Annotated in this window: 22 protein-coding genes; 3 read left to right on the forward strand and 19 right to left on the reverse strand. The window is 47.8% G+C overall.

The genetic code is table 11. The features are described from left to right. Window positions 1-3: 3 nt before the first annotated feature. From DESYODRAFT_RS24215 to spoIIR, 18 genes are all read right to left on the reverse strand, one after another. Window positions 4-1,017 carry a 2-hydroxyacyl-CoA dehydratase family protein gene (locus DESYODRAFT_RS24215; RefSeq protein ID WP_007787091.1) on the reverse strand — a complete coding sequence of 338 codons (1,014 nt, stop codon included), beginning with the start codon at window positions 1,015-1,017 and terminating at the stop codon, window positions 4-6. Between the two features lie 60 nt (window positions 1,018-1,077). Further along, entirely contained in the window at window positions 1,078-2,322 is a 1,245-nt protein-coding gene (locus DESYODRAFT_RS24220; RefSeq protein ID WP_007787093.1) for a methylaspartate ammonia-lyase, read from the reverse strand. A 29-nt stretch (window positions 2,323-2,351) separates the two neighbouring features. After that, entirely contained in the window at window positions 2,352-3,806 is a 1,455-nt protein-coding gene (locus DESYODRAFT_RS24225) for a methylaspartate mutase subunit E (protein WP_007787095.1), read from the reverse strand. Between the two features lie 13 nt (window positions 3,807-3,819). Continuing rightward, window positions 3,820-5,199 (reverse strand): methylaspartate mutase accessory protein GlmL, encoded by a 1,380-nt coding sequence (gene glmL, locus DESYODRAFT_RS24230; protein ID WP_007787096.1) that lies wholly within the window; start codon window positions 5,197-5,199, stop codon window positions 3,820-3,822. A 13-nt stretch (window positions 5,200-5,212) separates the two neighbouring features. After that, window positions 5,213-5,632, reverse strand: coding sequence for a methylaspartate mutase subunit S (gene glmS / locus DESYODRAFT_RS24235; protein ID WP_007787098.1), 420 nt, complete (start codon window positions 5,630-5,632; stop codon window positions 5,213-5,215). 30 nt (window positions 5,633-5,662) lie between these two features. Continuing rightward, a complete protein-coding gene (locus tag DESYODRAFT_RS24240; protein WP_007787099.1) occupies window positions 5,663-6,562 on the reverse strand; it encodes a glutamate racemase in 900 nt (299 codons plus the stop codon). Then, a complete protein-coding gene (locus DESYODRAFT_RS24245) occupies window positions 6,559-7,515 on the reverse strand; it encodes a GntR family transcriptional regulator (RefSeq protein WP_007787100.1) in 957 nt (318 codons plus the stop codon). The genes DESYODRAFT_RS24240 and DESYODRAFT_RS24245 overlap by 4 nt, the downstream gene beginning before the upstream one ends. Window positions 7,516-7,903: 388 nt before the next feature. Next, the gene (locus DESYODRAFT_RS29665) at window positions 7,904-8,035 is read right to left on the reverse strand and encodes a hypothetical protein (RefSeq protein ID WP_282433040.1); all 132 of its coding nucleotides are present in this window, start codon (window positions 8,033-8,035) and stop codon (window positions 7,904-7,906) included. A gap of 532 nt (window positions 8,036-8,567) precedes the next feature. Continuing rightward, on the reverse strand, window positions 8,568-10,394 hold the full coding sequence (locus DESYODRAFT_RS24250) for an APC family permease (protein WP_007787101.1): 1,827 nt from the start codon (window positions 10,392-10,394) through the stop codon (window positions 8,568-8,570). 273 nt (window positions 10,395-10,667) lie between these two features. After that, window positions 10,668-11,381: a sulfite exporter TauE/SafE family protein gene (locus DESYODRAFT_RS24255; protein ID WP_007787102.1), complete on the reverse strand. Its 714-nt coding sequence runs from the start codon at window positions 11,379-11,381 to the stop codon at window positions 10,668-10,670. 256 nt (window positions 11,382-11,637) lie between these two features. Continuing rightward, window positions 11,638-13,257: a cell wall-binding repeat-containing protein gene (locus DESYODRAFT_RS24260; protein ID WP_007787103.1), complete on the reverse strand. Its 1,620-nt coding sequence runs from the start codon at window positions 13,255-13,257 to the stop codon at window positions 11,638-11,640. A 323-nt stretch (window positions 13,258-13,580) separates the two neighbouring features. Further along, window positions 13,581-14,798, reverse strand: coding sequence for an ABC transporter permease (locus DESYODRAFT_RS24265; RefSeq protein WP_007787104.1), 1,218 nt, complete (start codon window positions 14,796-14,798; stop codon window positions 13,581-13,583). After that, window positions 14,795-15,523, reverse strand: a complete 729-nt coding sequence (locus tag DESYODRAFT_RS24270) for an ABC transporter ATP-binding protein (RefSeq protein ID WP_007787105.1) — start codon at window positions 15,521-15,523, stop codon at window positions 14,795-14,797. Before DESYODRAFT_RS24270 ends, DESYODRAFT_RS24265 begins: the two co-directional genes overlap by 4 nt. Before the next feature lie 12 nt (window positions 15,524-15,535). Continuing rightward, window positions 15,536-17,056 (reverse strand): efflux RND transporter periplasmic adaptor subunit, encoded by a 1,521-nt coding sequence (locus DESYODRAFT_RS24275; RefSeq protein ID WP_007787106.1) that lies wholly within the window; start codon window positions 17,054-17,056, stop codon window positions 15,536-15,538. Window positions 17,057-17,197: 141 nt separating this feature from the next. After that, the gene (locus DESYODRAFT_RS24280) at window positions 17,198-18,871 is read right to left on the reverse strand and encodes a sensor histidine kinase (RefSeq protein WP_007787107.1); all 1,674 of its coding nucleotides are present in this window, start codon (window positions 18,869-18,871) and stop codon (window positions 17,198-17,200) included. Next, the gene (locus DESYODRAFT_RS24285; RefSeq protein WP_007787108.1) at window positions 18,868-19,554 is read right to left on the reverse strand and encodes a response regulator transcription factor; all 687 of its coding nucleotides are present in this window, start codon (window positions 19,552-19,554) and stop codon (window positions 18,868-18,870) included. Before DESYODRAFT_RS24285 ends, DESYODRAFT_RS24280 begins: the two co-directional genes overlap by 4 nt. 275 nt (window positions 19,555-19,829) lie before the next feature. Beyond that, window positions 19,830-20,573 carry a GerMN domain-containing protein gene (locus DESYODRAFT_RS24290; RefSeq protein ID WP_007787109.1) on the reverse strand — a complete coding sequence of 248 codons (744 nt, stop codon included), beginning with the start codon at window positions 20,571-20,573 and terminating at the stop codon, window positions 19,830-19,832. A gap of 454 nt (window positions 20,574-21,027) precedes the next feature. Next, window positions 21,028-21,639, reverse strand: a complete 612-nt coding sequence (spoIIR, locus tag DESYODRAFT_RS24295) for a stage II sporulation protein R (protein WP_007787111.1) — start codon at window positions 21,637-21,639, stop codon at window positions 21,028-21,030. Window positions 21,640-21,836: 197 nt separating this feature from the next. Here spoIIR and DESYODRAFT_RS24300 point away from each other — a divergent pair, with 197 nt between their 5' ends. After that, window positions 21,837-22,577 carry a ZIP family metal transporter gene (locus tag DESYODRAFT_RS24300; protein WP_007787112.1) on the forward strand — a complete coding sequence of 247 codons (741 nt, stop codon included), beginning with the start codon at window positions 21,837-21,839 and terminating at the stop codon, window positions 22,575-22,577. Window positions 22,578-22,774: 197 nt separating this feature from the next. Here the strand turns inward: DESYODRAFT_RS24300 and DESYODRAFT_RS24305 are convergent, their stop codons facing one another. Then, window positions 22,775-23,458 (reverse strand): GDSL-type esterase/lipase family protein, encoded by a 684-nt coding sequence (locus tag DESYODRAFT_RS24305; RefSeq protein WP_007787114.1) that lies wholly within the window; start codon window positions 23,456-23,458, stop codon window positions 22,775-22,777. Between the two features lie 149 nt (window positions 23,459-23,607). Here DESYODRAFT_RS24305 and DESYODRAFT_RS24310 point away from each other — a divergent pair, with 149 nt between their 5' ends. Continuing rightward, window positions 23,608-24,090, forward strand: a complete 483-nt coding sequence (locus DESYODRAFT_RS24310) for a YlbF/YmcA family competence regulator (RefSeq protein ID WP_007787116.1) — start codon at window positions 23,608-23,610, stop codon at window positions 24,088-24,090. Window positions 24,091-24,255: 165 nt separating this feature from the next. Next, the gene (locus DESYODRAFT_RS24315) at window positions 24,256-24,894 is read left to right on the forward strand and encodes a hypothetical protein (protein WP_007787118.1); all 639 of its coding nucleotides are present in this window, start codon (window positions 24,256-24,258) and stop codon (window positions 24,892-24,894) included. Window positions 24,895-25,191: the final 297 nt, after the last annotated feature.

The following is a 25,191-nucleotide window of genomic DNA, read 5'->3' on the forward strand; positions in this document are numbered from 1 at the left end:
CTCTTAATCCCCAATCATACTTAAGAAAGACTCCAACCTCATTTTATTCCGGGCATCGAGTCCCGTCGGATTTTCCCCTTCCAACGTAAGAATCGGGAAGTCCAACCTTTTTCTGATAATCTGATCTTCTATCTGACGATAGCAAAAGCTTTGGGTATAGTGGATGATTCCGTCCAGATGACGAAGCTCAGCTTCTCTGGCGATATCCTCCAGACGTAAAAACACCTTATAAGGATAGGTGTATAAGCGATACTGTTCCACTATATCATCCGTCTTAAAAGGCATCGCAAACTGCCTCTGCACTTCATTAAAGACAACTCTGGCTCCGTGGTCTTCCAGAAAATCGTAGAGCTCGGGAAAAATCGGCGGAACCCCAATATATCCAAGGCGTATTTCCCGCTTTTTCCTGCGCGTTCCGGGCCGGGAGCGCTCTGAAAAAGGCTCCCGTGCAACCGCTTTCTGAATAAATTCCTCCATCTCGCGGGCAAAGCCCTCAGGATCACCATTAAAATCGGAACACGAGACCAGGTAGAGGTGGTTTTCAAAACCGCTTACCTTATTTTCCTCCCAAGTCAGTCGATCAATTTCCCAGGCTAAGGCCCGAACCTGATCGAGGCGTTTCTTTTGAACCTGCACATCCTCCCAATTTGTACCTAACACATTAATTAGCTTATCCATCTGGAGACGAAGCATGTCCGGATCACGGTCATAAGGAAAAGCAAAGGGGATGATTTCGATCCCCTCTACTTCCCAAGTCTCCATTAAAGCATGGGTGTTGCTGCAATCCCCTTGAGTTACGGCAACTATGTGCTGAATCTCTGGATTTTGCAGGGCCGTCGAATACAATCCCTTAATCCAACCGCACACATTTCGTGGAAAGCCTGCCAGTTCTGCTTCTTCCAAGCGACGCATTGCTTCCGGACTCGTAATAAATATATTGTTTAAATCAACCGGCCTATCTCCTGCTGCATAAATCACTTCAACCGGGACCGTGGTTGTTAAACCGATTTTTCTCATGTTCTTGTCTGCTCCTTTAGCCGTCTGCTTTGTTGGTGTCCTCTTATTCCAACGAGTCTGTTATCTCACACCCCTTTTCAACACAGCCAGCGTCCTATTCATCTCATTGTGTACGATCATATACCCTTCATCCACTCCCATACCGGGCTTGGCAAGCATTTGATCCGGACGGGCAGCCAGGGCTACATGGACTGCTGTTCGGCCGCCGGAATCCGTTTCATTGCAGGATCCGCCCACATAAGCTCCTACTCCGTATTTCCTGGCGTAGATAACTGCTTCAATTGTGTTTTGAATCCCGCCCAGATCAGGGGTTTTAATTTGAACCATATCGGCAGCTTGAGCATCAACAAACTTGACAATATCTTCATAAGTATTACACCACTCATCGGCCACGATTTCCACCTTGACTCCCCACGCCTTCAAGGCAGCCCGCAAGGCTTTAAGCTGTTCAATTTGTCCTTTAAGGCTCCCGGCATCCATCGGACCTTCAATCCGTAAATGCAAGGGAGCCGCCGCTTTTTCCAGCTTCACAAAGTATTCGACCATCCGCTCCACATCATCCTCAAAAGCCAAGCCAATCGTACCGTAGACATCAATGTGCAGGACAGGCCGGTAATCATCCCCGCCCAAAGTCATAATCCTGTTGCGCAGCCACTCTACATAGTCTAAGAGCAATTCCCCATTTTTGCCCAGCTTTGTCTCCACATTATTGATCAAAGCGTGGGGCAGAACCCCGGCACGTTTTATAATTGCCTTATCGGCATTTTCATAGCGGTCATCTCCGGTTTGAGTAAAAATCGGAACAGGCTCAAGAATCAGCGGAAGCTCATATTCCTCCAGGATCACTTCGGTCATGGTCTTTCTCTGAGCTTTTGCCACTCCATCAAGAATCGCCTGACTCACCCCATAGCGAATCGCCGTATGATAAGGTTCCCCATTCTGCCGCTTTAAGTTTTCAACCAGACCCGCCAGACTGCGGAACGAATCCAGTTCCCGGCCTATCAGCTTAGGTGCAATTTCTTCAAGAATGATTGGAATAAAATCTTCAGCTAAAAAAAGCGGATCCCGGCCGCCGGCTCCTGAGTATTGAACAGCCGCACAATCCCCCGAGGCGACTTGCCCATCTTCTAAAATAAGCATCACTGAAATCGACTCGCCCCGTTGACGAACCGCCTTAAATCCCGCTGTTTTAGGTTCTCCGAGATAAGTAAAACCATCATGACCAACGCCTGATTTAATGGCAAGCTGGTCATCGAAATAAAAACCCGTAAGCCCCGGTGAAGCAATAACGTCAATAATTTTCATTATACATTCCCTCCTTTGTTAGAACAGCTTCACCCTCTTGGGCGGCCAACAAGCATTCCTTTGCCTATGGCGTAGATGTCATCGATCACCATTTGGAAGGAAGGATCGCGGTCTTCATCCCGTCCGCGCTGGGCGATGCGTTCTTGATGAAACTCCTTGATTTTTTCATCGAAGGGGATATTTCCGAAATCCAATAAGCGTACAGCTCCTGCGGAGTCACGGGCCGGGAGGATTTTACCGGCATTATACCGGCTTGGGGCAAACGGGACATCAATGACCCCGGCCTGAAAGGCCCGAACTGTGCCGACAGCGGCATCTCCTTCTCCTAATTCGAGGACCCGGTCAAGAATTAACCTCGTTTCCGCTAAGATCATTTCCTCTTCTAAGGCAAGCTCTGCAGTCATAGGCAGAGTTTGGTCTTTCAACATGGTTAGTATCTGTTTCGTAGCACGAATTCCTGCTGCATTAGCTTCCTTAGTAGGGATCCCTAAGGCTTCATGAGGGGATTTTACGATGACTTTGGAGGCCTTGCCTAAGGCTGCCGTCGCCGCTCCCCAGGATATGACTCCAAAAGCTTTGGCCTCATCCTGGGGGAAACCGCCCATCCATTGATGAAAGACTGTCGTAATCATAACCTTTGGCAAGCCTAACTTGGCTAAATATTCTTCCGCCAGAACCGGCAAGGTATGCAGTGCCGCAACATCCTGAATAAGATTGCCGCATTGTCCGTACCCGAGGGTCATACTGCGGACACCCTGAGCGGCTGCGAGAATCCCTTCAATAACCGCAACAGCATGAGAAATAGCCGGCGGAACCAGCGTCCCGGTCAAGGGACCGAAGGGTTCGCGGTTGATCTTTACCCCTTGTTCTTCATAAAGCCCGATCAGACGGTCCACGTACTGCCAATACTTAATCGTACTTTCAATCGAAACATCTTTAGAATAGGGAATATTGTAGGAAATCCCGCCGCCTTCGTAATCCGTAAATCCTCCGGCAAGGGTAATTTCGGCCAGCAAACGGGCATCCGGAGTGCCGTGGCGAACCTGAACCGGCACCTGAACACTTTCTACCACTTGACGACAAGCCGCTACTCCATGATTGACCGCCGGAAATCCATTGAGCATGGAGCGGCCAATGGCAGCACTTTCTTCAATTCCTGCCTGCGCTTCCGGGTAACGATTTTGCCGGGTATACGAATCGATGGTGGACGGCAGGAAATCAGCCCCGCCTTCATCTTGAAGAAAACGCAGCAGCTCAATATGCTCACTGAGGAGGGCAACACCTGCACGCGGCTGAGCAAAGGTGATCCCTTTTGCTTTGCCCTGGGCGAGTTTTTCGGCAAATATTTTGCTTTTGGGCAGAGATTTATGGTACGCCACTGCTTCCTCAAAGACCACATCTTTACCGGTCTGCCATTGCCCCAAGACTTCCTGCCGCTGGCGCTGAAATTCTTCGGCGTCCATTTGTCGGACTGTTAATTCCATCTGCTAAACCCTCCTAAAGTTTTACAATATATTTTTTCATGATTCGAAGTGCGGCCTGCGGAGATACTTCCCGAAGCAGACCCATAGCTGCTAAAATATACTCTTTATCCAAGTAGAAAACAGGGTTTTGCGGTTTAAGAACCGCAGGCTCCCCGGAATTAAAAACCGCTCCCCGTAAGATTTCCAAAGGATCCGGGTGATGAAGCAGGACCCCTCCCGTTCCGATCACCACTCCCAGGGGCGTCAAATCCTTTCCGTTTTGAATATAGCTTGCTCCGAAGGGAGTATAAACCACTTCAATGGTTCCCACATGGCGATCCGCCGCCAACCCTACGGCCATCCGCCCCATGGCCACATCAAACCTCGCTTCTTCTGCGGTTTGAGGAATTCGCCAGGGATCTTCTTTATAGAGCTTTAGTTGTTGTTGAATTTGATCATCAGTCCAGCCCAGATAGTCCCTCAAGCGTTTCCCCGCTGTTTCTACCAAAGCCTCTGAGCTATAGCGCATCCCCAGATCCCCTTCAACCGTCCGTTTAGCATAAGGTTCCGGCAAGCCTTTCAGGGTTACGCTGGGTTTACTGGGGTCACCCTTAGCAATGGAATGCACATCCGTCGTGGCGCCGCCAACGTCCACAATCAGCAGCTCTCCCAATCCCGGTTCGGAACCGTGACCCTGGGCCAGAAGTTCTGCCGCGGAGAGCACTGCCGAGGGAGTGGGCATCATAATCCTCTCCAGGTACTCCTCCGCCTTGTCTAACCCTTTGGCTTGGATGATATGGGTTAAAAAGACTTCCCGAATCGCTAACCGTGCGGATTCTACCGCTAAAACGCCCAGCTCCGGCATCACATTCTCTGCCATAACGACAGGGCTGTGCCGTTTTCTCAGACACTCGGCGGCTGCGGCCGCTGCGGTTTTATTGCCCGCTATCACCACCGGAAGACTGACAGGAAGCCGGCTGAGCATGTCTGAATTTTTGAGAATGATTTCCTTATTTCCGCCGTCCGTTCCCCCGGCTAACAAAAGAATATCCGGTTTCAATTGAACAATTCTCTCAAGATCCTGCTCTGTCAGCTCATAACTAAAGACTTCCAGGACCCGTGCCCCCGCACCCAGCGCTGCACGCCTCGCCGCCTCTGCCGTCAACTCTTTTACCAACCCGCTGGCAATCATTTTTAAACCGCCGGCGGCACTGCTGCAGGCGAGCTTGCGGACAAACTTCCAGCCTCCCGCAGGCTCAGGAATTTGTGCCAAAGCTGCCTTCAATCCGTCCATTATGTTCGTTTCAATGGTTGTACCTGCCCGGGCCGTCCCCACGATCTCCTCACTATCGAGGTCTACGATCGTCACTTTTGTGTACGTACTGCCAAAATCAATGAGAAGGACTGCCTGCATGTCCATCCCCCCTTTAATCCATCCTCAGACCTAAATCCTTCTTCAAATCGTCAATGGGACCTTCCGGCAGGGTTCCGGGGGGATAAACACGATCAAAACCCATCGCTGAGAACCGCTCTCTCACCGACTCAAAATCCTGTTTCCCGACCACCAGATTGCCGCCTACATACATGATAATGCTGCCGATTCCTGTTTCCTGACACTTCTCACGCAGACCCCGGCAATCCATTTCCCCGTGACCGTACAAGGACGAGACTAACAGGGCGTCCGCATTCGTCTCAATGGCCGCATGAATAAATTCCTCCTGAGTTGCAAGGACCCCGATGTTGATCACTTTAAAACCGGCTTGGCTAAAGGCATAGTCCAAGATCCGGTTCCCTACCGCATGAACATCGGCTCCAATAACCCCTAATACTACGGTCTTTTGTTCCACACTAAATTCCCCCCTTAGCTTTAAAACTGCTTACTCACCCAGTATTATTTGTTCGACATGGCCTATGGGTTCCTGGAGAAGAGTATTTCCGACTTGCTTAAAAAGCTCCGGGTCCCCGCTGACATAATACCGGGCCCGCCATGGTTTTTTGGTCAGAGCCGAAGAAGGCGAACCGATCAGCCCCGATCGTTCCCACTCATCCAAATGCTTAAGCAATCCCTCAAGTTCTTTCACCACCGCTAAAGCCGGGTCAACAATCAACACATCCTCTCCTAAGATTTCCCGAAGGACCGGCTCAAGAAAGGGGTAATGGGTGCACCCCAAGATAAGGGTATCTACACCGGCTGCCCGGAGAGGGTTAAGATAAGTTCGGGCAATTCCTCTTGCTTCGGCAGAATTGGCCAGCCCCGCCTCAATTAAGGGCACAAAAAGCGGGCACCCCTGAGCTTTAATTAAAGTAATCGGCTGTTCGCCATGCTGCCAGGCCTCCCGGAGCGCTGAATCTTCAGGTAAACATCCCTTAGCCAAAGCACGACTCACCGCGGAGGAATACGCTTTGCTGCGCACCGTGGTTTCTGTGGCGATCAGCCCAATCCTGCCCGCTATGGTTTTCTCGACAGATAAACGGGCCCCTGGTTCTACCATGCCAATCATCGGGACATCAAACCGATCTCTGAGAACCGGCAGCGCAGTGGCTGAACTGGTGTTACAGGCTACGACGATCACCTCGGCCCCTTGCCCGATCAAAAACGTGACAATCTCTTCGCCAAAACGAATGAGCTCCTCACGAGAACGGTTTCCATAAGGAACCCGTGCCGTATCTCCAAAATAAACGATTCGAACATCAAACAGCCTCTCTAATATCTCTTTCATGACTGTGAGTCCACCGACTCCGGAGTCAAACATACCAATAATGCGTTGTTTCTTCAAGATTTCTCCCCCTTTAATTCCAACAAAGCCCCTCTGAGTAAATTAAGGCTCCCAGCATCCGGTTCAAAACGAAACTCAATACACTCCATATTTTCCGGAAGCACTTTTTCAACCCCAAAACGAAGCCTGGAAGCTAAAATCACAGCCCCGCATTCCGGCAAAACCTCCCGCAAACTCGCTTCATTTGGCTGAATCAGGGTTTTGAAAGACGGGTATAATCCGGCTTGCCTCAGTGCCAGCTTTATCTTTTCTGCATACTGGCTGCTTTCACACACTAAAGCCAGGTCACGGCCCACGGTTAATTTGGCAATACGCACAAGGGTGTCAAGCTTAGGCTGGAGCGAAATTCCCAGGATAGGGATATGAAGCTTTCCTAAAAGAATCTTCACTTCGGGGAGATGAGCCATACCAGTGATCGCCATATCCATCCCGGCTAAGCCTTCCTGGGCCCGAGGGGATTCCTGAAGCTCGGAGAGCAGTAAGGGCAGCAGACTTACCCCCGGCCCAAGATTCCAATTGACATCCGCCAACTGCTCAGGGTTAGTTACGAGAAAGGCTACTTTCATCCGCGAAAGGAGATCTTTCTTCTCCATGCCGCGGACATGGACGAAAGAGACAAAGTCATCGATTGAGAAACCAAGCCCCACTGCTTCCTCCATAGCTAAATCGACAATGCGTAAGACCTTCTCTTTACGACTCTCCTGCTGCATGATCAGTGAAGTATCCTCAACAAAGGTTCCTTTCCCCCGAACCGAGCATAAAATCCCTTCGCTTTCCAGTTCTTTGTAAGCCTGGCTAACGGTATTCCGGCTGACAGCTAAGCTTTTAGCTAACTCCCGTTCCGTTGGCAGCTTAGTTCCCGCCGGCCAAATCCCTTGGGTAATCCGCCGCCGGATCTGCTCCTTAAGCTGGATGTAATAGGGCACACCGCTTTTCCGATCTAACTCCATCATAATCACCTTTCTGATCTCAACAACCTACTGACCCCATCTATTGTATGCTTGGTTTAATCCTTTGATGGACTGGTGGACTAGTCCAATAAAAATATAGTTCTCCATTGCTTTAGCTATTCCCTGCTTTATATAAGTCTTATGATAGTTTTTTAGGCTATTAATTCTGAGAGAAGAATTGCTGCGTCTTAAAAAGCGCCAAGCCCTGTTAGCAGATTGGAATAATCCGTTAACAGGGCATTAATAGATCGCTTGGAGCGGGCAGGCCTAGGGGTCCTTCTGCATGTTTTTAAGCCTTTTTCAGGGTAAAAGCCCCCCCATGCTGCTGTCGCAGCCACCGGCAGAGGATGAAAATAGGTCGCCTGGGTCAGGCAGCTTCATCCACATCCGCTTACCGCAGCATTCCGAGGCTCGCCCACTCGCCGGTGCGGGACTTCGCCAAACCTCCGGGTAATACCTGATGTGAACCCGTGGCTCCGTTTCCCCGCACCGTCTTGTGGGCTTTTACCGCCTCTCCATGCAATGGGTTCGCTTCTGTGGACGAAGCTGCCCTGCTCACGGGTCTGGGGATCCTCTGCATGTCTATTGGGTCTTTAATTTTTCAGGTTAGCTGTCCATGCCGCTGCCGCGGCACCAGCAGAGGATGAAAAAGATTCCACAAAGCCTTAGCAGACCCCCAAAGTTCTGCTTACATTCCCAACAAACTGGCTGAAGGAGCGCTTGTCTGCTAAGCGGATGCGTCGGTGGAGCCGCGCTAAGGCGAGCGCAGATGATTCGCGTCCCCGTAGCGCGCCGCAGGTTCACATGCGACGGAACACGATGTTCCTAGTGCCGCATGCGCCATGGATGGTATAGCATGCGGCCAGAAATATCCAGAGGTTCGTACGCGCTCGCGAACCGTCCAGCGAGCCAGCGGCGGAACTCGCAGACGCGTGCAGATCGAAGACACCGTCGACCCACGGGTTAACACAGCTGAAAAGCGCTCTGCCCCAGAGCCGGATAGCAGAACTGGCCCCCTGTCTAATCCAGAATGCTTTTTCAGGATAGGTGCTGTTTTATTGTTTAAGATGATAGGGCACGATAGTAACCACCACATTTCTTCTATAGAGCAGGAATGTGCGGATCAGCAGGCTTGACTGGTTATGAAGAATATTATGCCAGCCTTTCTTAGGAATAAATTCCGGGATAAGCACGGTGACTTGATAATTGGATTCAATTGCTTTCCGCTCAACCGTATCAATAAACTTAGTCAGAGGCTGAATAATGCTGCGATGCAGTGATTTCAAGGTCACCAAGCGCACACCTGTCTGCCAGTTCTCCCATTTCTCTTGAAACCTTTTCTCATCTTCTTTTTCAAAGGATACATTAACAGCAATGATCTGGTTGGCCGATAAGGATTTTGCGTAATTTAACGAATTTTCCACAACCCGAGTAATCCCGGCGACAGGTATTATAATCACATTCCCCGCTATTGGTATGGTACACTCACAGCTCGATACCCTCAACTGATCCGCTATTTGATCATAATGCTTACGAATTCTGTGAAACATGTAGATAATCAGGGGAAGGAAGATCAAAACCGACCAGACTTGCGTAAATTTAGTGATGAAAAAGATCACAGTAACCAGGAAGCAGATCAGGGCACCAAGTGAATTAATCGTCAGCTTAGGAATCCACCCTTTAGGCTTTTCCCGAATCCATTTCACCATCATCCCGGTTTGGGCTAAAGTGAAGGGGATAAATACACCCACGGCATAAAGGGGAATAAGGTGTTCGGCCTTGCCTTCGAAGGCAATGATTAAGATGATCGATAAGAATCCCAGGATTATAATCCCGTTCGAATAGCCCAGCCGATCTCCGCGAATGGTGAACATTCTGGGGATGAACTTGTCTTTGGCCAAATTGACTGCTAACAAGGGGAAGGCAGTATAACCTGTGTTTGCCGCAAGGATCAGGATTAAAGCGGTTGTTCCTTGAATAAAGTAATATATTAGGTTCCGACCAAATGTCAGCTCAGCGATTTGAGAGACAACAGTTACCTCTTCACTGGGAGAAACCCCATAATAGTAGGCTAAAAAAACAATTCCGGAAAATAGCAGGGCAAGCAATATACCCATCGCTACCAGAGTCCTGGCCGCATTGTTCGGGGCAGGTGTTTTAAAATTTGGTATGGCATTGGAAATCGCTTCAACGCCTGTTAAAGCGGAACTTCCAGAGGCGAATGCCCTCATGAGCAAAAATAAGCTCAAGCCTGCTACCGGAGTACCGATCGGCGCGTGGAGGTCAGGGGAAACCTGACCTGTGATGACATTGTAAAGACCTACACTAATCAAGATAAATAAGGCCCCTACAAACAAGTAAACAGGGTAGGCTAAAATCGAAGCTGATTCTGTTACCCCTCTTAGGTTAAGAATGGTTAGAAAGATGACGAATATAATCGCTATCAGCACATTGTGATCATGCAAGCTGGGAAAAGCGGAGGTTATAGCATCCGTACCTGCCGAAACACTAACCGCCACCGTCAATATATAATCCACCAGCAGTGAGCCCCCTGCAATCAAGCCGGGGTTGATACCTAAATTTTCTTTGGATACTACATACGCTCCTCCACCTTGTGAATAAGCATAGATGATTTGCCGGTAGGATAAAATCAAGACGATTAATAGAACCAGTACTCCCACTGCGATCGGAATCGAATACCAAAAAGCGGCTATTCCCAGGGTAACCAGGATAATCAAAATTTGCTCCGGGCCATAAGCGACAGAAGATAAGGCATCTGAGGAGAGAATGGCCAAAGCCTTCCTTTTGTTAAGCTTTTGCTCGCCCAACTCAGTTGATTTTAAAGGGCGACCAATTAAAAACCGCTTAATGGATGACACCATTAATTTTCACCACCTGATTATTCTAGAATATTATATAGTTCCGCGCCCCTCTCTAAGTTATAGCACCAATCATATAAAAACAGGATCAAGATTTGCTGCTTTCCAATAAAGATTATATAAAGATTTCAATATGAGCTTCTTGCTTATTGACAACAAAGCCGCAAAAAACACAGCTGATATTCGAATATCAGCTGTCTCTTTGATAAATTTTATTCTTTTATAATGTTACACTCGATTCTTAAATCAAAAACATCATTAACATTCTTAATTCCCTTACAGGGTTGTGAGCAACAAATACAGACCCGTACAAAAAAGTAAGAAATAGATTATTATTTGTAAACGATGTTGATCAAGTCGGTCAAATAGCCACTGGCCCAAAAATACCCCCAGCCAAAGGAAGGGAATGGACCACAAGGTTGCTGTCCAAACACCCGTTGAAATATGATACATGGAAAGTTGAAGCAGCAGACTAATCGGAGAAACGAACACAAAATAAGCGATTGTTGTCCCTCGTATTGTCGCCTTATCCGCTTTTGCTCCGGCAAAATAAATCATCAGGGGCGGACCGGGCAAACCTATGCTTGTGGTGAGTAAGCCTGAAAATGCTCCAACGATCAGCTCCTTAAGTTTACTCTGTTGGAACTTGATTTTAGCAACCAATAAAGCGGTTATGACCAGGATTAAGATACTCACCAATAATTTTAAGGGCCGCACGTCTAAAAAGATAAAAAGCCCAAGTCCCGGCAAAATTCCTATTATACCGCCCTTGATCAAACGTATGAGAATCTCCCGGTTGATTTCACGGCGGATTTTGTAAACCATTATGAGAGAGATTAAAAAACAAAGTATAATATTCAACTGAATCGCATCGCGGGGATCAAATAAGAGGAGCAGAAACGGAATGGCCATAATCGCAAATCCGAATCCTGTTGCAGCCTGCAAGGTAGACGCCATTAATACTATTAAAATCAAAGCAACTATATTCAATAAAAACCCTTCTGTCTGTTAAAAATCCGGCTGAAAACAGCTTACCTGTATACAGGTAAGCTGTCAATAGCCCGAAACTTTTCGAATTCGTTTCCCAAGCTTTAATCACTAAAACACAGTTTATCCGATGACTACCAGCCGTAAAACTTCCATCTTCTATAAGAGGGAGATAACGGCTGCTACGTCCCTGGATAAGTTCTTCTACAGCAACCAATACATAACAAGCGCGACTATCAGTCATCCATCAGATTTCCCGTTAATGCTTCAGCATTTGCTGAAGTTGTTGCTCCAGATTATAGGAGACGCCGCTGTTATACCCCACGACAGATGACTTAGGAATATACCCTTTATTGAATAACAAAAAGTAGCTGAGACCGGATGGGAGCGCATTCGGCTCAGTCATTGCCACAAATCCCCCGTTTTTAGCTGCCAATGCAGCGGTTAATAAGGCATCTGCATAGGGTTTTCCTGAACTGACATCATCCTGGCGAACTAACCCCGATGTAAAATAAAGGGGAGATTGGGGCGCTTCTTTATTCAGGAGATTTTGAAAAATAATGCCTTGAGTATCATAACGATCGTAGCCTCCCCAGCGTTTGACCATATACTTAGAACTTAATTCATTTTCCACAGAACTGCCGATAACAGCTGTTCCTCCAAGCAAGACGACATTACTCGCCTGAAGATCTGCCAAAGCCTGACCTGTCGAAGCCGGTAATGTATCCCGATCTGTCAGTAAAATCGGATTCCCCTGGGCCCCGGCAAAGGCGCTGATCGCAATGGCATCAGGAATAGCGTTCCCATTGGCCAGATAGACAGTTCGAGTAGGATCAGCCCCCACATGGGAAGAAATCAAGGCAGCAGTATCATAGCCTTGTTGTCCGGCAATCCGGGTTACCGTAAAATTCTCACTCAAGGTATCTTCAATGCTTTGGGAGATAGCCACTGTACCGCCAACGATATATATGTTCCGGGCACCCAGCTCACGAATCCCTGCTAACGTCCGGGAATCTAAGACAGATGAGCCTGTCATAAGAATCGGAGCATCCAGCTTTTTGGAAAGCGGAGCCGCGGCCAGAGAATCTGAAAACTGATCATCCCTCGCCAAAATCACATTCGCTGCACTCGGCCAACCTTGTTTAGCGACCTCAACCGAGAGGGAAACATTATCAATCGCTTGGGAACCGATGCGGCTACCCGCTTCGTAAGCAGATTTAACAGGAATGGTTCCAATAATTCTGCCTGCAAAGACAATATCCACATTCCCTTCTTTTTCCGGAGTTATGTTAAGGAGAAATGTTCCATCATTTAACGTCGTGTAATTTTGGGTTGCCGGACTGGCATCAACATCCGTTCCATCAACTGTCACTGATCTCTGATCCAAACTATTCCCTTCTGAATCTGTTAACTTTACACTTAACGAGTTATTGACGTTGGTCACAAGAGATCCCGATACGGTTGCAACGGCATCCAAGACCTTTATAATCCCGGTTGCCGAGCCTTTATTCGGCGAAACTGCACTTACCTTAAGAGTGTATTCCCCAGGGGTATCTAAGGTAAGATTGGAAATATTATAATAACCGCCGCCTCCGGATACGGAGTAGTAGGTCACTTTTCCATCAGGATCTGTTAAAGTCGCATTGACCGCACCTGTAAAAAGCTTACTCACAGGAATCCGGTTTAATCTCAACTTAACCGTCTCCGCTTCCCCGATAATCAGAGTGGAATCTTCCTCAGACACAAACTCAAGCCCTCTCAAGGTAGTGTATTCGCCCTCTTCCTCAGCAGCACTCAACACCCCGGGCACCATACCAATCAACAAAAAAACCATCATCAGAAGACTTAACACTTTCTGAGTCCGTTTCATTTTTATCACGTAATTCCTTCCTTTCTACGATGCAAGTTTACGGTCGAAATTTTTCAGTACACATCCAGCTTTCACAAGACCCCAAATGAATTCCTAACCTACCCTCATTCTCATCCTCAACGACGACCAGAAATTAAGGGGTAATTGCTAAGTGAACACTTTAGTGGAGTTCACGATACAGCGAGTGCCGATGCTGAAGGGTTATTACGCTCGGGTTCACATGCAGAACAACCCAGAGGTTAGCGTAATACCTTCAGCATCCAACGAGCCAGTGAACGGGAACGTGTGTGAACGTGCAATTCCCCCTTAATTTCACAAGACCCCAAATGGATTTACTCAAATCTCAGAGCATCAATCGGATCCATGGCTGCAGCCTTCCTGGCCGGAAAGACCCCGAAGATAATGCCGATAGCCGCCGAGAAGCCGAAAGCCATAAATACTGAAGTCACAGAAATACTGGTATCCATTGCTAAGACTTTTCCAGCCAAGTTAGCTCCTCCATAACCGAGGGCAATGCCTATGCCGCCTCCTAAGATACTGAGCACAACGGCCTCGATAAGGAACTGCAGTAAAATATCCCTGCCTTTCGCCCCGATCGCTTTGCGGATTCCGATCTCACGAGTCCGTTCTGTGACCGAAACCAGCATGATATTCATGATTCCGATGCCGCCCACCAGCAGCGAAATCCCGGCGATTCCGCCAAGGAGCATGGTCATGGTTTGAGTAACGCTTTGCATGGTTTCCAGCATGTCGGCCTGATTCTGAATCCTGAAGTCGTTCTCTTTGCCATCCTGGATCTTATGTGCTTTGCGCAAAGCTGCTGTGATCTCATCTTGGGCCGTTTGCATCAGATCCTCGGAAGTCGCTGAAACCAGAATACTGCGCACGGTCTTCTTTCCTATTAAACGTGCCTGAATCGTAGAGATCGGAGCGGTAATCAAGTCATCATTGCTCTGAAAGCCTGTCGAACCTGTAGCTGTTGTCACTCCAATGACTTGAAAGGGGACATTATTGATTTTAATATTTTTCCCGACGATATCAGCGTTGGCATCTCCCATTAGAGCTTCCACAACGTTCGGTCCAAGAACAGCGACTCTGGCGCTGCTATTCACGTCCTCCTGGGTAATAAAACGTCCCCTGGCCATTGTGACATTTCTAATAATCTCATAGTCGGCAGTGGTTCCATTAATACTTGCGGAGGTGTTGCCGGACCCCAAGACCACTTGGGCATTTGTACTTGTCAGCGGCGCGACGGCTTTCACTGCCCCTCCGACTTTAATCTTGGAAACATCCGTCATGGTTAAGCTGGCTGAGCTGCCTGCTCCCCCATTAACCCCTCCGGTATTGGTTTGCCCCGGGCTGATCGTAAGCAGGTTAGACCCCATTCCCTGAATCTGGGAAGTGATCGAAGCGGTTGCTCCATTTCCGATACCTACCATGGCAATGACCGCAGCCACTCCAATAATAATCCCCAGCATCGTCAAGGCGGACCGCAGTTTGTTCGCCCGCAAAGCCCTGAGAGAGACCCGGATACTTTCTAAAAAGTTCACTCTGCAACTCCTTCCTCCTCAACGACTTGGGCATGAGCCTTGCGTGGATTTTCGACAAGTTCGTCTCCTTCAATATGACCATCCCGGAAACGTACAATCCGCTCGGTAAATTCGGCAATATCCGGTTCATGGGTGACAATAATTATGGTATTGCCCTGGGCGTGCAATCGCTGAAAGATAGCCATAACCTCTTCGCTTGACCGGCTGTCCAGGTTCCCCGTAGGCTCATCCGCCAAGATAATTGAAGGGTTTGTAACCAGTGCCCGGGCAATAGCTACCCGTTGCTGCTGCCCGCCGGATAATTCTTTGGGACGATGATGAATCCGTGAACCTAGTCCGACAGATTCCAATGCTGCAATAGCCCTGGTTCGTCGTTCTTTTCCTCCCATTCCCGCATAAAGCATGGGAAGCTCCACATTTTCTACCGCCATCGTCCGGGGAAGGAGATTAAAGCCTTGAAAGACAAAACCGATTTTCCGATTGCGAATTACGGATAACTCATCTCCGCTGGCCTTGGCCACATCCGTTCCATCCAGATAATACTCCCCCTCTGTCGGGGTATCTAAGCAGCCTAAAATATTCATCATGGTTGACTTGCCGGAACCGGATGGCCCCATTATAGCGACGAACTCACCCGCTCCTACGTGCAGATCAACTCCGCCCAAAGCTGCGACCTGAATATCACCGTTGGCATATATCTTTTTGATCCCTTTGAGAGTGATCAACTATCTTCCCTCCTATCTAACAACCCTTACGGCACCAGGAGCCGGGCCGGCAGCTCCGCCCGGTGCTCTGCCGGAATTTCCGCCGCCCATACCAAAGCCCCCTGCAGCACCATTATTTGTGGCGGCTGTACCAATTACGGTAATGACATCCTGCCCCTCTTTCAGACCGCTTTTGACTTCCACATTATTTCCGTCATCTAAGCCGAATTCTACTGGAATGAATTTTAAATTCACACCAGCCTGTCGACTGCCTGACTTGGTCACAACCTTAGGCTGATCCCCAGCCTGAGGGTCTGAACCGTCTTTTCCGGTACTATTATCTCCTGAAGCCAGAGGAACCATAACACCTTTTTCTGTCCCTTGTGTTTTAATCGCCTCGCTGGGTATGGTTAAAACCCCCTTGGCCTCTGCCACTATGATGTCCAGGTTGGCATTCATTCCGGAAAGCAGTTTATCACTGGCCTGATCAACCGTCACTGTGACTTTAAAGGTTGTAACATTCGAAGTCGTAGTCCCCTCAATGGCAACAAAGCTTACGGTTCCGCTGCTATGTTCATCCGGATATGCGTCCAGAGTAATATCCACTTTTTGTCCTACTTTAACCTGGGAAATATCCGCCTGATCAATCATCGCATCAACTTGAAGATTACTTCCGGTAGGAGTCAGTGTAATGATAGAGTTATCATTGGTATATTCATAGAGTTGAAGAGGAGAACTGACAATGATTGCGTCCGTAGGGGCAATGATGGTTGCATTTGCCAAATCTGTTTGAGCACTGGCCAGCTGAGCTTCAGCTATTGCAATACTGGCTTGAGCGGATTGAAGATCCCCTGATTTGGGGCCATCCGCTTCCTTATCCACTTGAAACTGGGCCGATGTTACTTCTGCCTGAGCAGCTGTTACAGCTTGCGCTGCTCCTCCATTTTGCGCATTTTCAGCTGTCTTTAAAGCGTTAAGCGCATTGTTCAAAGCATTTTGAGCTGATTGGATGGAGGCCGTATTTCCGCTTTGCTGAGCCTTAGCCAGATCATCACTCGCCTGACTTACCGTCTGATTCGCCAGGAAGACTTGATTAGCCAAATAGCTTGGATCGGCATTTTGCTGGGCAGCTGCTAAGTTTTGTTTTGCTTTAGCTAAAGACCCTTCGGCCTGAGCCTTTGTTTGAGCATTAAACCCATCCTTGAGGATTTGAAGTTTGGATTGGGCGGACATTAAATTGGCCTGTTGCTGTAAAACAGCTGTCTGAAGCTTGCTATCATCCATCCTGGCCAAAACTTGCCCTTCTATCACTGTATCACCGGGCTGAATATTGAGTTCCACGATCCGTCCCTTATCCGGGAAGGTTAAGGGGATTGTATGAGGGAAGTTTACGGTTCCGGTTGCGGTAATAACCTTTTTAACATCTCCGATTTTCGCCTGGGCCGTGATGTTCGCTGCTGCTACCGGTTTAGCTTTGAACTTTGTAAAACCCCAATACCCTCCTCCCAAAACCAAAACGCTTATAACCCCTATGGTCACCCATTTTTTCTTCATCGTCTCTCTCCTTTTTATGTACTTAGGGTTTGTTCCTTAGAGCTTTAACAAAAACTTATTAGGACTGGATAATATTCCTAGTAAAGAATACCACAGCAATATGGTTAAACAACGATAAACTTCTTAAGATGTTGTCAAGGCTTAATTCCCAGTCACATTTGGTTTGCCGGGCAACAAAATTTTAAAACAACTTCCTGACCCCAGTTCGCTGGTTACCTGAATTGAACCGCCATGGGCCTGGATAAACTCTTTAGCAATGGCGAGACCCAAACCCGTTCCGCCGCTTTCCCGCTCCCGAGCTTTATCCACCCGATAAAAGCGATCAAAGATATGCTCAAGTTCTTCTTTGGGAATCCCCTCTCCGGAATCCTCAACTGTCACCTGTACCCAATCAACCGATCTTAAATCAGTACTGCTCTTAGAAACTTCTCTGTGATTTACTTCGTTTGATTGTCTGACTTCGTTTTCGTCTGCAAGTCTTTCGGTCTTGTCAAGCTTGTCTGCCCTTTGCGCTTTACGCCGGAAAACATCCCGCAAGCGATGGGTATTCCCGTCGTTAACCATCCCGTCTTCTGCTAAACGCTCTGCCTCCGACAAGACCAGACGAAGAGATCCTCCCGGCGGAGTATGTAAAAGAGCATTCCCAATCAAGTTGACAAAGACTTGGGTCAGACGGTCCGGGTCACCAATAATTTCCGGCACCTCTCCCAGAATCTCGGCGTGCAGCTCCCGTTCTTCAATTTCAATGGCAAATTGCTCAATAATCCGTTCCACTAACTGGCGAAGATTAACCGGTTTTAGAGCCATTGGCAATTTACCCGCTTCCGCGAGATTTAATTGCTGGAGATCCCGAACTAAGCGAATGAGTCTGAGGGTTTCATCCTGAATCGGAAGAATTGTTTCCGGAGTGGACGGCAATACTCCCTCCTGAATCGATTCCAGTTTGCCAAGGATGACCGCAAGTGGAGTTCGCAATTCATGGGCAATATCTGCCACCATGTTGCGCCTGACTTCCTCATTGCGTGCTAATTGTTCCGTCATTCGGTTAAAGTCCTGAGCCAGGATCGCAATATCTCCGTTTCCCTTCACATGCACCCGTGAGGTCAAATCTCCATTCCCCACCTTGCGGACAGCTTCCATGAGATGGTTCAGGGGCTTTGTAAAATGCCGGGTTAATAACATTCCTAAAAGTAAGGCAACGATCGAGGTGAGAATTAAGCCAATAAGCATGGATTGAATAATTGAAATTCCAATGGTTTTCGCAAGCCGATCCTTATCAGCGAGTAAAGGATTTTCTTGCCAATAGAATCCTACCGTTTGGTCTTTCACTTTAATTTCTTCCCACTGTTTCGTAATTTTGTTATTGGCAGGAAATTGAACAAGGTTCTTGCCCAAGTCTTGATTCAACGAGTCACCTACGACTTTATTTTCCAAGTCAAATACCCGGAACCGCGGGCTTTCCCGACGAGACCGGTCCATATTCAGGTTCGGATCAGGCATAATCCGAAGCATAGGTCCTTCTTTAATAAAGATCCCATATCTCCTTCCTCCTCCAGTTCCCTCCACAAAAGGACCGAACCTCCGTTCTGCCTCAGTGATCTTCGTAACGTAGACCTGGACTCCGTTCCAGCCACCGCGGGACTCATAATAGCCGCTCAAAAGCCGCTTCCAACTCTCGCCATACGCTTGTTGTACATAACTTTCGGCATGTCCAAGTAAAGCCCGGGAGGATGTGAGAGCTATTCCTGTGAAAAAAATGGCCATGAAAACGACCATCCCAATAAGACCTAAAACAAATTTTCGTCGTAAGGTCACAAGCCTTCACCAAACCGATACCCTACACCAAACACCGTCTCAATATACTTTGGTTCACTGGGGTTGTCCTCAATTTTTTTGCGCAGGTTTGAGACATGGGTGTCAATTGAGCGCTCATAGTAAATGTATTCTTCTCCCATGGCCTGACGTAAAAGCTGGAGGCGGCTGTACACCGTACCAGGGCGGGTTGCAAGCAAATGGAGAATATTAAACTCCGTCGGGGTCAGTAAAACTTCCTGCCCTCGTTTCGTAACTTTATGGCTTGAAACGTCCAGGCTTAGCTCTCCCCGGGTTATGACCGCAGGGACAGTTTCCTGAGACCCCCCGGCTGAACGCCGGAGTACGGTTTTGACTCTGGCCGCCAATTCCCGAAGGCTAAAGGGCTTGACAATATAATCGTCGGCTCCGAACTCCAGGCCAAGAACCCGGTCGATCTCTTCCGATTTTGCCGTAAGCATGATAATTGGGATTGTACTTGTTTCCCGCAGACGTTTGCACATCTCCAGCCCACTGATCCCCGGAAGCATCCAATCCAATAGAACCAGGTCCGGTTTTTCACGTTCGATGAGTTCCATGCCTTCATGTCCATTGATTGCTGTTACAACCGTATACCCTTCCCTCGTTAGGTAATCTCTGACAAGGGTAAGGATTTCCGGTTCATCATCAACTAATATCAGTTTCATGCTCTGCCACCACTTTTCCCCTTTATCTTTGCTTATAAGTATAGCGTTTATATTTGAGATGTATCTAGGGAAGATCTGAAGATTTTATGAAGATTTGGGGGCACGCTTTAGCGTGAACTCCACTAAAGTGTTCTTGGGGCATTTTAGGTTGCTCTGAATAGTATAAAGATGCCCTCGTTTAAGATTTCTTAAACGAGGGCATCCGAATATCATAGCTGCATCCGCCCATTTAGAAGTACCAGATAACTCCAGGTATTCCCAACCATCAATTCTTCTCAGGTGGAACTGGGGGGATAATTGAATAGGTTGATTGAACTCGGCGAGGCGGGAAGTGCTCCGCCGCTCTTGGTATCGCTTGATGCCGGAGGAACAACTCCCAGACCGGTCTTCCCGGTTTCTGTATTAGGAAGTGTTGGTGTTTGGGCGGCGGCCTCTTTAACTAAACTTGCTTTGTAGATCAGATTTGCCGCATCGACTGTTCCATACTTAGTGATCGGTTTCCCCTCGACCCGAATCTGGACTTGTTTGATCGTGGAAAACTGGGTCAAGGTATTGACTAACCCATACAAAGCAGCTTCAGGCGAAACTTTTGAATTAGGCTGCAGAAATTCTTTGCTGAGATCTACAATGACCAGGTTATTTTCTTTAATTGCAATATCTCTTAGGGTTGTAACCGGGGAGACAGGGTTCTGCATACTATTAGTCTGAGTGGGCCCTTTCAGCCATTGATTGACCGTCTCTCTGGCCATGCTCACTGTCTTAGGCAACATTCGATTTTCTTTTAATAAATATTTACCACTCGTATCCGGAAAATAAAGCGCAACCGATATCCCCTCTCCAGGGGTTGTTGCAGCGGTTTGTGCGGGCTCATTATTTCCGCTTGATCCTATCCAATCTGCTAGTGGCGTTGACGCTCCATCCTTTTTCACTAATGTCTCCAGTGTTCCACAGCCGGTCAAAAGAATTAAACTGAGGAAAACAATCCCAATGAGTAAATAATTTCGTGCTCGTAATTTCATTCTCTTTGCCCCTTCCCCCAGACGAATTTTTCAGGTCCTCCTTATTTGGATAAGTTCAACTAAACGTTTATGAAGTGGTACTTCATAAACGTAAGTTTCCTATATCCGATGACTAACCGCCACTAATCTCCCGCTTCTTCAAAGCGCTCTATAAGTGGCGCTAAGTCCCTGGATAAGTTCAACTAAACGTTTATGAAGTGGTACTTCATAAACGTAAGTTTCCTATACCCTCTCTTAAACTTATGGCTTTGTCCCAAGAAATAGTACAGGTTTCTGGCATTAAAAATCTTGACTGGCGCTGGATCGATCTTAGTCAAAGATGGCGTGATTACTCTAATTCTCTTCTTTTTAAACTATATTTATGAAAAGTTTATTTTTAACAGGGCTTTAGGCAACAAGCGGCAAAGCAGAAGGACCCCTAACTAAAATCAGAGGTCCTTCTGCTTAAATCTTTCTAACCAAAGATCACTTTAAGTTTCTCCCAAAAGTAAAAGCGAACTTTCGGCTTGCCCTTGATAGCATAGTCCGTTTGCTTCTTCCCATCCACTTGAACCGCTGTGGAATGCTCAATGTCCACGAAACAAAGCGCCGGAAAAAGCACACACCACCAGTTTGATCCTTGTCCCTCGCCGATTACGACGCGTAACGCCTCATATTGTCCGGCGGGCAGCACCAGGGTCCCATAGGATTTAGTCGGGAAGGAAAAATTCCCATAGTCGGTGCGGACGGTATAGTTTTTATCCCAAGCCTGAATTTCCTCCAAAGCGACAGCCTCCATCTCTGGTCTGATCTGCTCCACAATTTTACGAGATTCCTCTAAGGACTTAGAAACAGCCAGCTTTGGGGCAACCTCTTTTAGAATCGCATCTCTAACCGCTCGCTTCAGGGCTTGATCTTCGTCACTATCTGAATTGGCCAGGACATGAAAACGGATCATTTGATCCGGTCTTTGCGCCAGTGCTGCTTCGCTCACGTTTTTCACCGGAATAGGCTCCCGGAAAGCCCCCAAGGCCGAAATCCCGATGATGCTTATAATAATTGCTCCTATAATCACACGAACCTTCATGTTGTTTAAACCCCTCTTCCGAAAACATCTCTCTAATACAAGCTTTTCCAAGAATGTGAAGGTTTAAACAAGGCCGCTTTGGTTCAGACAAATATTATTCCTCAGGGACAACTCCTTTTCTTGTATAAAGCATGCCTTCCAGCCATAAATATGGGTATTACAATATTTTTGGAAAACAGGGCTGAAAGGAGTCCCTTATGCACGATAGTTTCGAAATCGTCTGGATTAGTATGATAGCCGGACTGGCCACAACCCTTGGCAGCCTGCTTGTCCTCTTGTTTGGCAAACCAAAGGAGCGCGTTCTTGCTTTTCTTTTAGCCGGCGCGGGAGGGGTCATGCTGGCGGTTGTGAGTGTTGATTTACTCCCCGAGGCCTGGGAGGTCGGGCCACCGCTTCAAGTAGGGCTGGGATTTATTCTAGGGCTGCTCTTTATGTACCTGGCCGACCTTCGCCTCAACACCTCTCATAACACGCTCCCCCTGTCACGACGCCAGCGTTTGAAAAGAACCGGGCTTCTCGTTGCCACAGGAATTGCCTTACACGACATACCTGAAGGAATGGCCATTGCTGTCAGCCAGGAAGCAGCTCCCGGACTGGGTTTCCTGATTGCTTTTGGCATTACATTACATAATCTCCCTGAAGGGATGGCTACAACCGCCCCCTTAAAAATGGCTCAAATCCGCTGGTGGAAGATTCTTCTTCTTAATATGGGAATTGCCTTTTTCACACCATTTGGTGCCCTACTCGGGCTTCTGGCTCTGGAAGGTGTACAGAACTCCCTCGCCTTCTTTCTGGCCTTTGCCGCAGGCGCAATGACCTTTCTCGTTTTTGCTGAGTTAATACCCCTCTCCCGGGAGCGGCACCCGCGTTATGCATTGCTCGGAGGAACAGTCGGGTTTATTTTGTTTGCTTTAATCAGTCTGCTGCTTCCGGTATAAATCTCACCAGTCATGATCATTAATTTCCTAATCAATACGAAATTTACTAATAAAAAGGAAAGGCATAACGAATCTCAACTTCGTTACGCCTTTTCTAGTTCGTTGACCTTGTCCAGTTTCAAGTAAGGTTAGCCTCAATCAGTTCCAAATAACTTCAGTTAATGCATTCAGAACAAAGCTTCCTCACCCATTAGGCTTTACTTCAATACTTTAGCAACATAATCCCCCATCACTTCATACCCCTTGGCATTCGGATACTTCTCATCAATGGTTAAGCCGTCCAGATATTTCCCCTCCGTATTTAACAATACGGTCGCAAAATCCAAGGTTAAAATGTCTTCCTGCTGAGCGTAACTAATCTCCCACTCCCGTAACACCTTGATCTTATCCCGAACTCCGGGATATTCAAAGGGCAGGGCAAGGATAGGAATAATGTCGTTGGATTTGGCCTTTTCTACCAGAGCCTCAATATTAGGCTGAAACTCTTCAAGAGTCACATCCTGAAGCACATCTCCAATTCCGGCAAATATAATAACCCGGCCCGGATCTTCAGCAACCACGTCCTCAGCAAAACGATCAAGCAAGTCTTTGGCAGTCTGCCTTGATTTTCCCTTATTAATGACGGGGACCTCAAGAACCTTCTCCGCACGGACAGTCCAGGAATACTTGGGGTCCAAAGGATATCCCAGCGTAAAAGAATCCCCTAAAGCGACAATCTTCAGGTTGCTTAGGGCGGGTTTCGTTGCCGTCGAATCCGGATTTGCAGGGCCTGCCGGTGCTTTTCCGCCTTCCCACAATCCCGCAAACCCCGCAATCAAAACGATAAGGGCCAGTCCAACTGCAACTTGAATTAAGCGTATCTCCAATCGATATGTACGCATAACGATCCCTCCTTCCTTAATTAATATTCTACATCATCAACTACTTTCCTCCTTCGTTCTACATCCATTGTTATTGATCTTCTAAACGCATCATACACCAGTATGCACTTTAACGCATATTTTGTATAAGGAAAAAAGGAGGTAGCCTTATGAATTACATTACCAAGGCCCGCGAATTAGGGGAAGCCTTGTCCCAAACGCCTGAGATTCAGGGATTAAAAGCTGCTGAAGCCGCTATTATGGCCGATCCCGGCAGCAAAGATGCGTTTGCCGAATACCAAGAAAAAGAACGCGGGATTGTCACAACCCAAATGATTAGTAAAGTCGTTCCCGAAAAAGAGACCATAGCCCTTCTTGATCTAAAAGTTCGTTTAATGAATAAATATCCTCTTATAAAAGCCTATTTTATTCAGCAGCAAAGCTATGAGAAATTAATGGCTATGGTAAACCTGACCCTAACAACTACCATGCATGGAATGCCATCTGCCAGCGACCTTCCTATTCCGGACGAGTTCAAAGGCATGGCCCAGCAGATTCTGGACAAAATCGGGGGCGGAAGCTCTTTAGAGAAGCTGCATGTCTCCCCTGAAATGCTAAAAGGTATTAAGCTGCCCCCCAACCTCAAATCCTAGAAGGCTGTGATTGAAACATGAGGCCCCCTGGTTATCAAGGAGCGCATTTTATCAACGATATCACGCATCCTTTGACCTTAATTGCCTTCCTGATCGTCATCGTGTTAGGGGGATGGGTAACTATACGCACCTGGTTCTGATGGTTAGAGAAAGGAGGACGCCGTTATGAACCGACATGGCTGTATTCCCTCATTGCCGGCGACTCCTTTTTCCTTTTCCATCTTAGTATCCAGCCCTATCCGCCGCAATTTATTATTTTGCCCTGTCACTTCCTTGATATTTCCCATAGCAAAAACTAAAATTCAGTTTGCTTCCATGATTGTGGCCGGTTTGGATATCTTCATAGCCTTTCTTTTCAAACGATCTTTGGTCCATCCCCCAAATCCTGCTCAGCCTGCCCCGGATCAATATCCCGTAACCCTCTCGATGTCACAATTAACTCAGCTCATACAAGCCGTTCTTAATGGGGACGTCCCTCTGCCTTCACCTGCTGAAGCTGTGCCCGGACAAGGCTTTGGTCCTACCGGAACGGATGTACCGCTTTTTCCGGACAATCTAAGTTTTTCCTTAATCCTCTCGGCCCCCTTTGCCCCTTTTGACGGCAGCCCTGACACCTCTTTTAATGTCCCCTTATTCGAACTTCCAGGCGCACCCGGCAACTTAATAATCGCTGTGTGTGCCCTCATTGCTCAGTTCATTGTTGAGCGGGCTGGAGTCGGTACTCCCAATGGAAGTTCCAACAGGCAAGTCAATTTGAACCGTGGTAAGGGAGGGGTTTCATATGGCAATTCCGTTTTGGCCTAGGAATCCTGGCGTTTCAGCTTCCTTCCCAGAGGCAAAATTCTCTTCCTCCGCCGGCCGGCCTCCCAATTCCAGCCCTTGCCCAAGGCCGCCTCTTAATTCCGCTGCGCCACCAACTTGTGATTATAGCTTTAAACGCCTTGTACCGTTACTGGAATCTCCACCTGTTGGTGCAGGCATTCTGGCCTTTGCCGTTTTCTTCTTGTTAGCCTTTCTTTCAGATCCCCTCTTAGCTAATATTACCCCCAGGACACTAGGGATTGGCGTGACATTAAGCACATTGGGGATAATGGGCTTGAT

Source organism: Desulfosporosinus youngiae DSM 17734 (assembly GCF_000244895.1).
GTDB lineage: Bacteria > Bacillota > Desulfitobacteriia > Desulfitobacteriales > Desulfitobacteriaceae > Desulfosporosinus > Desulfosporosinus youngiae.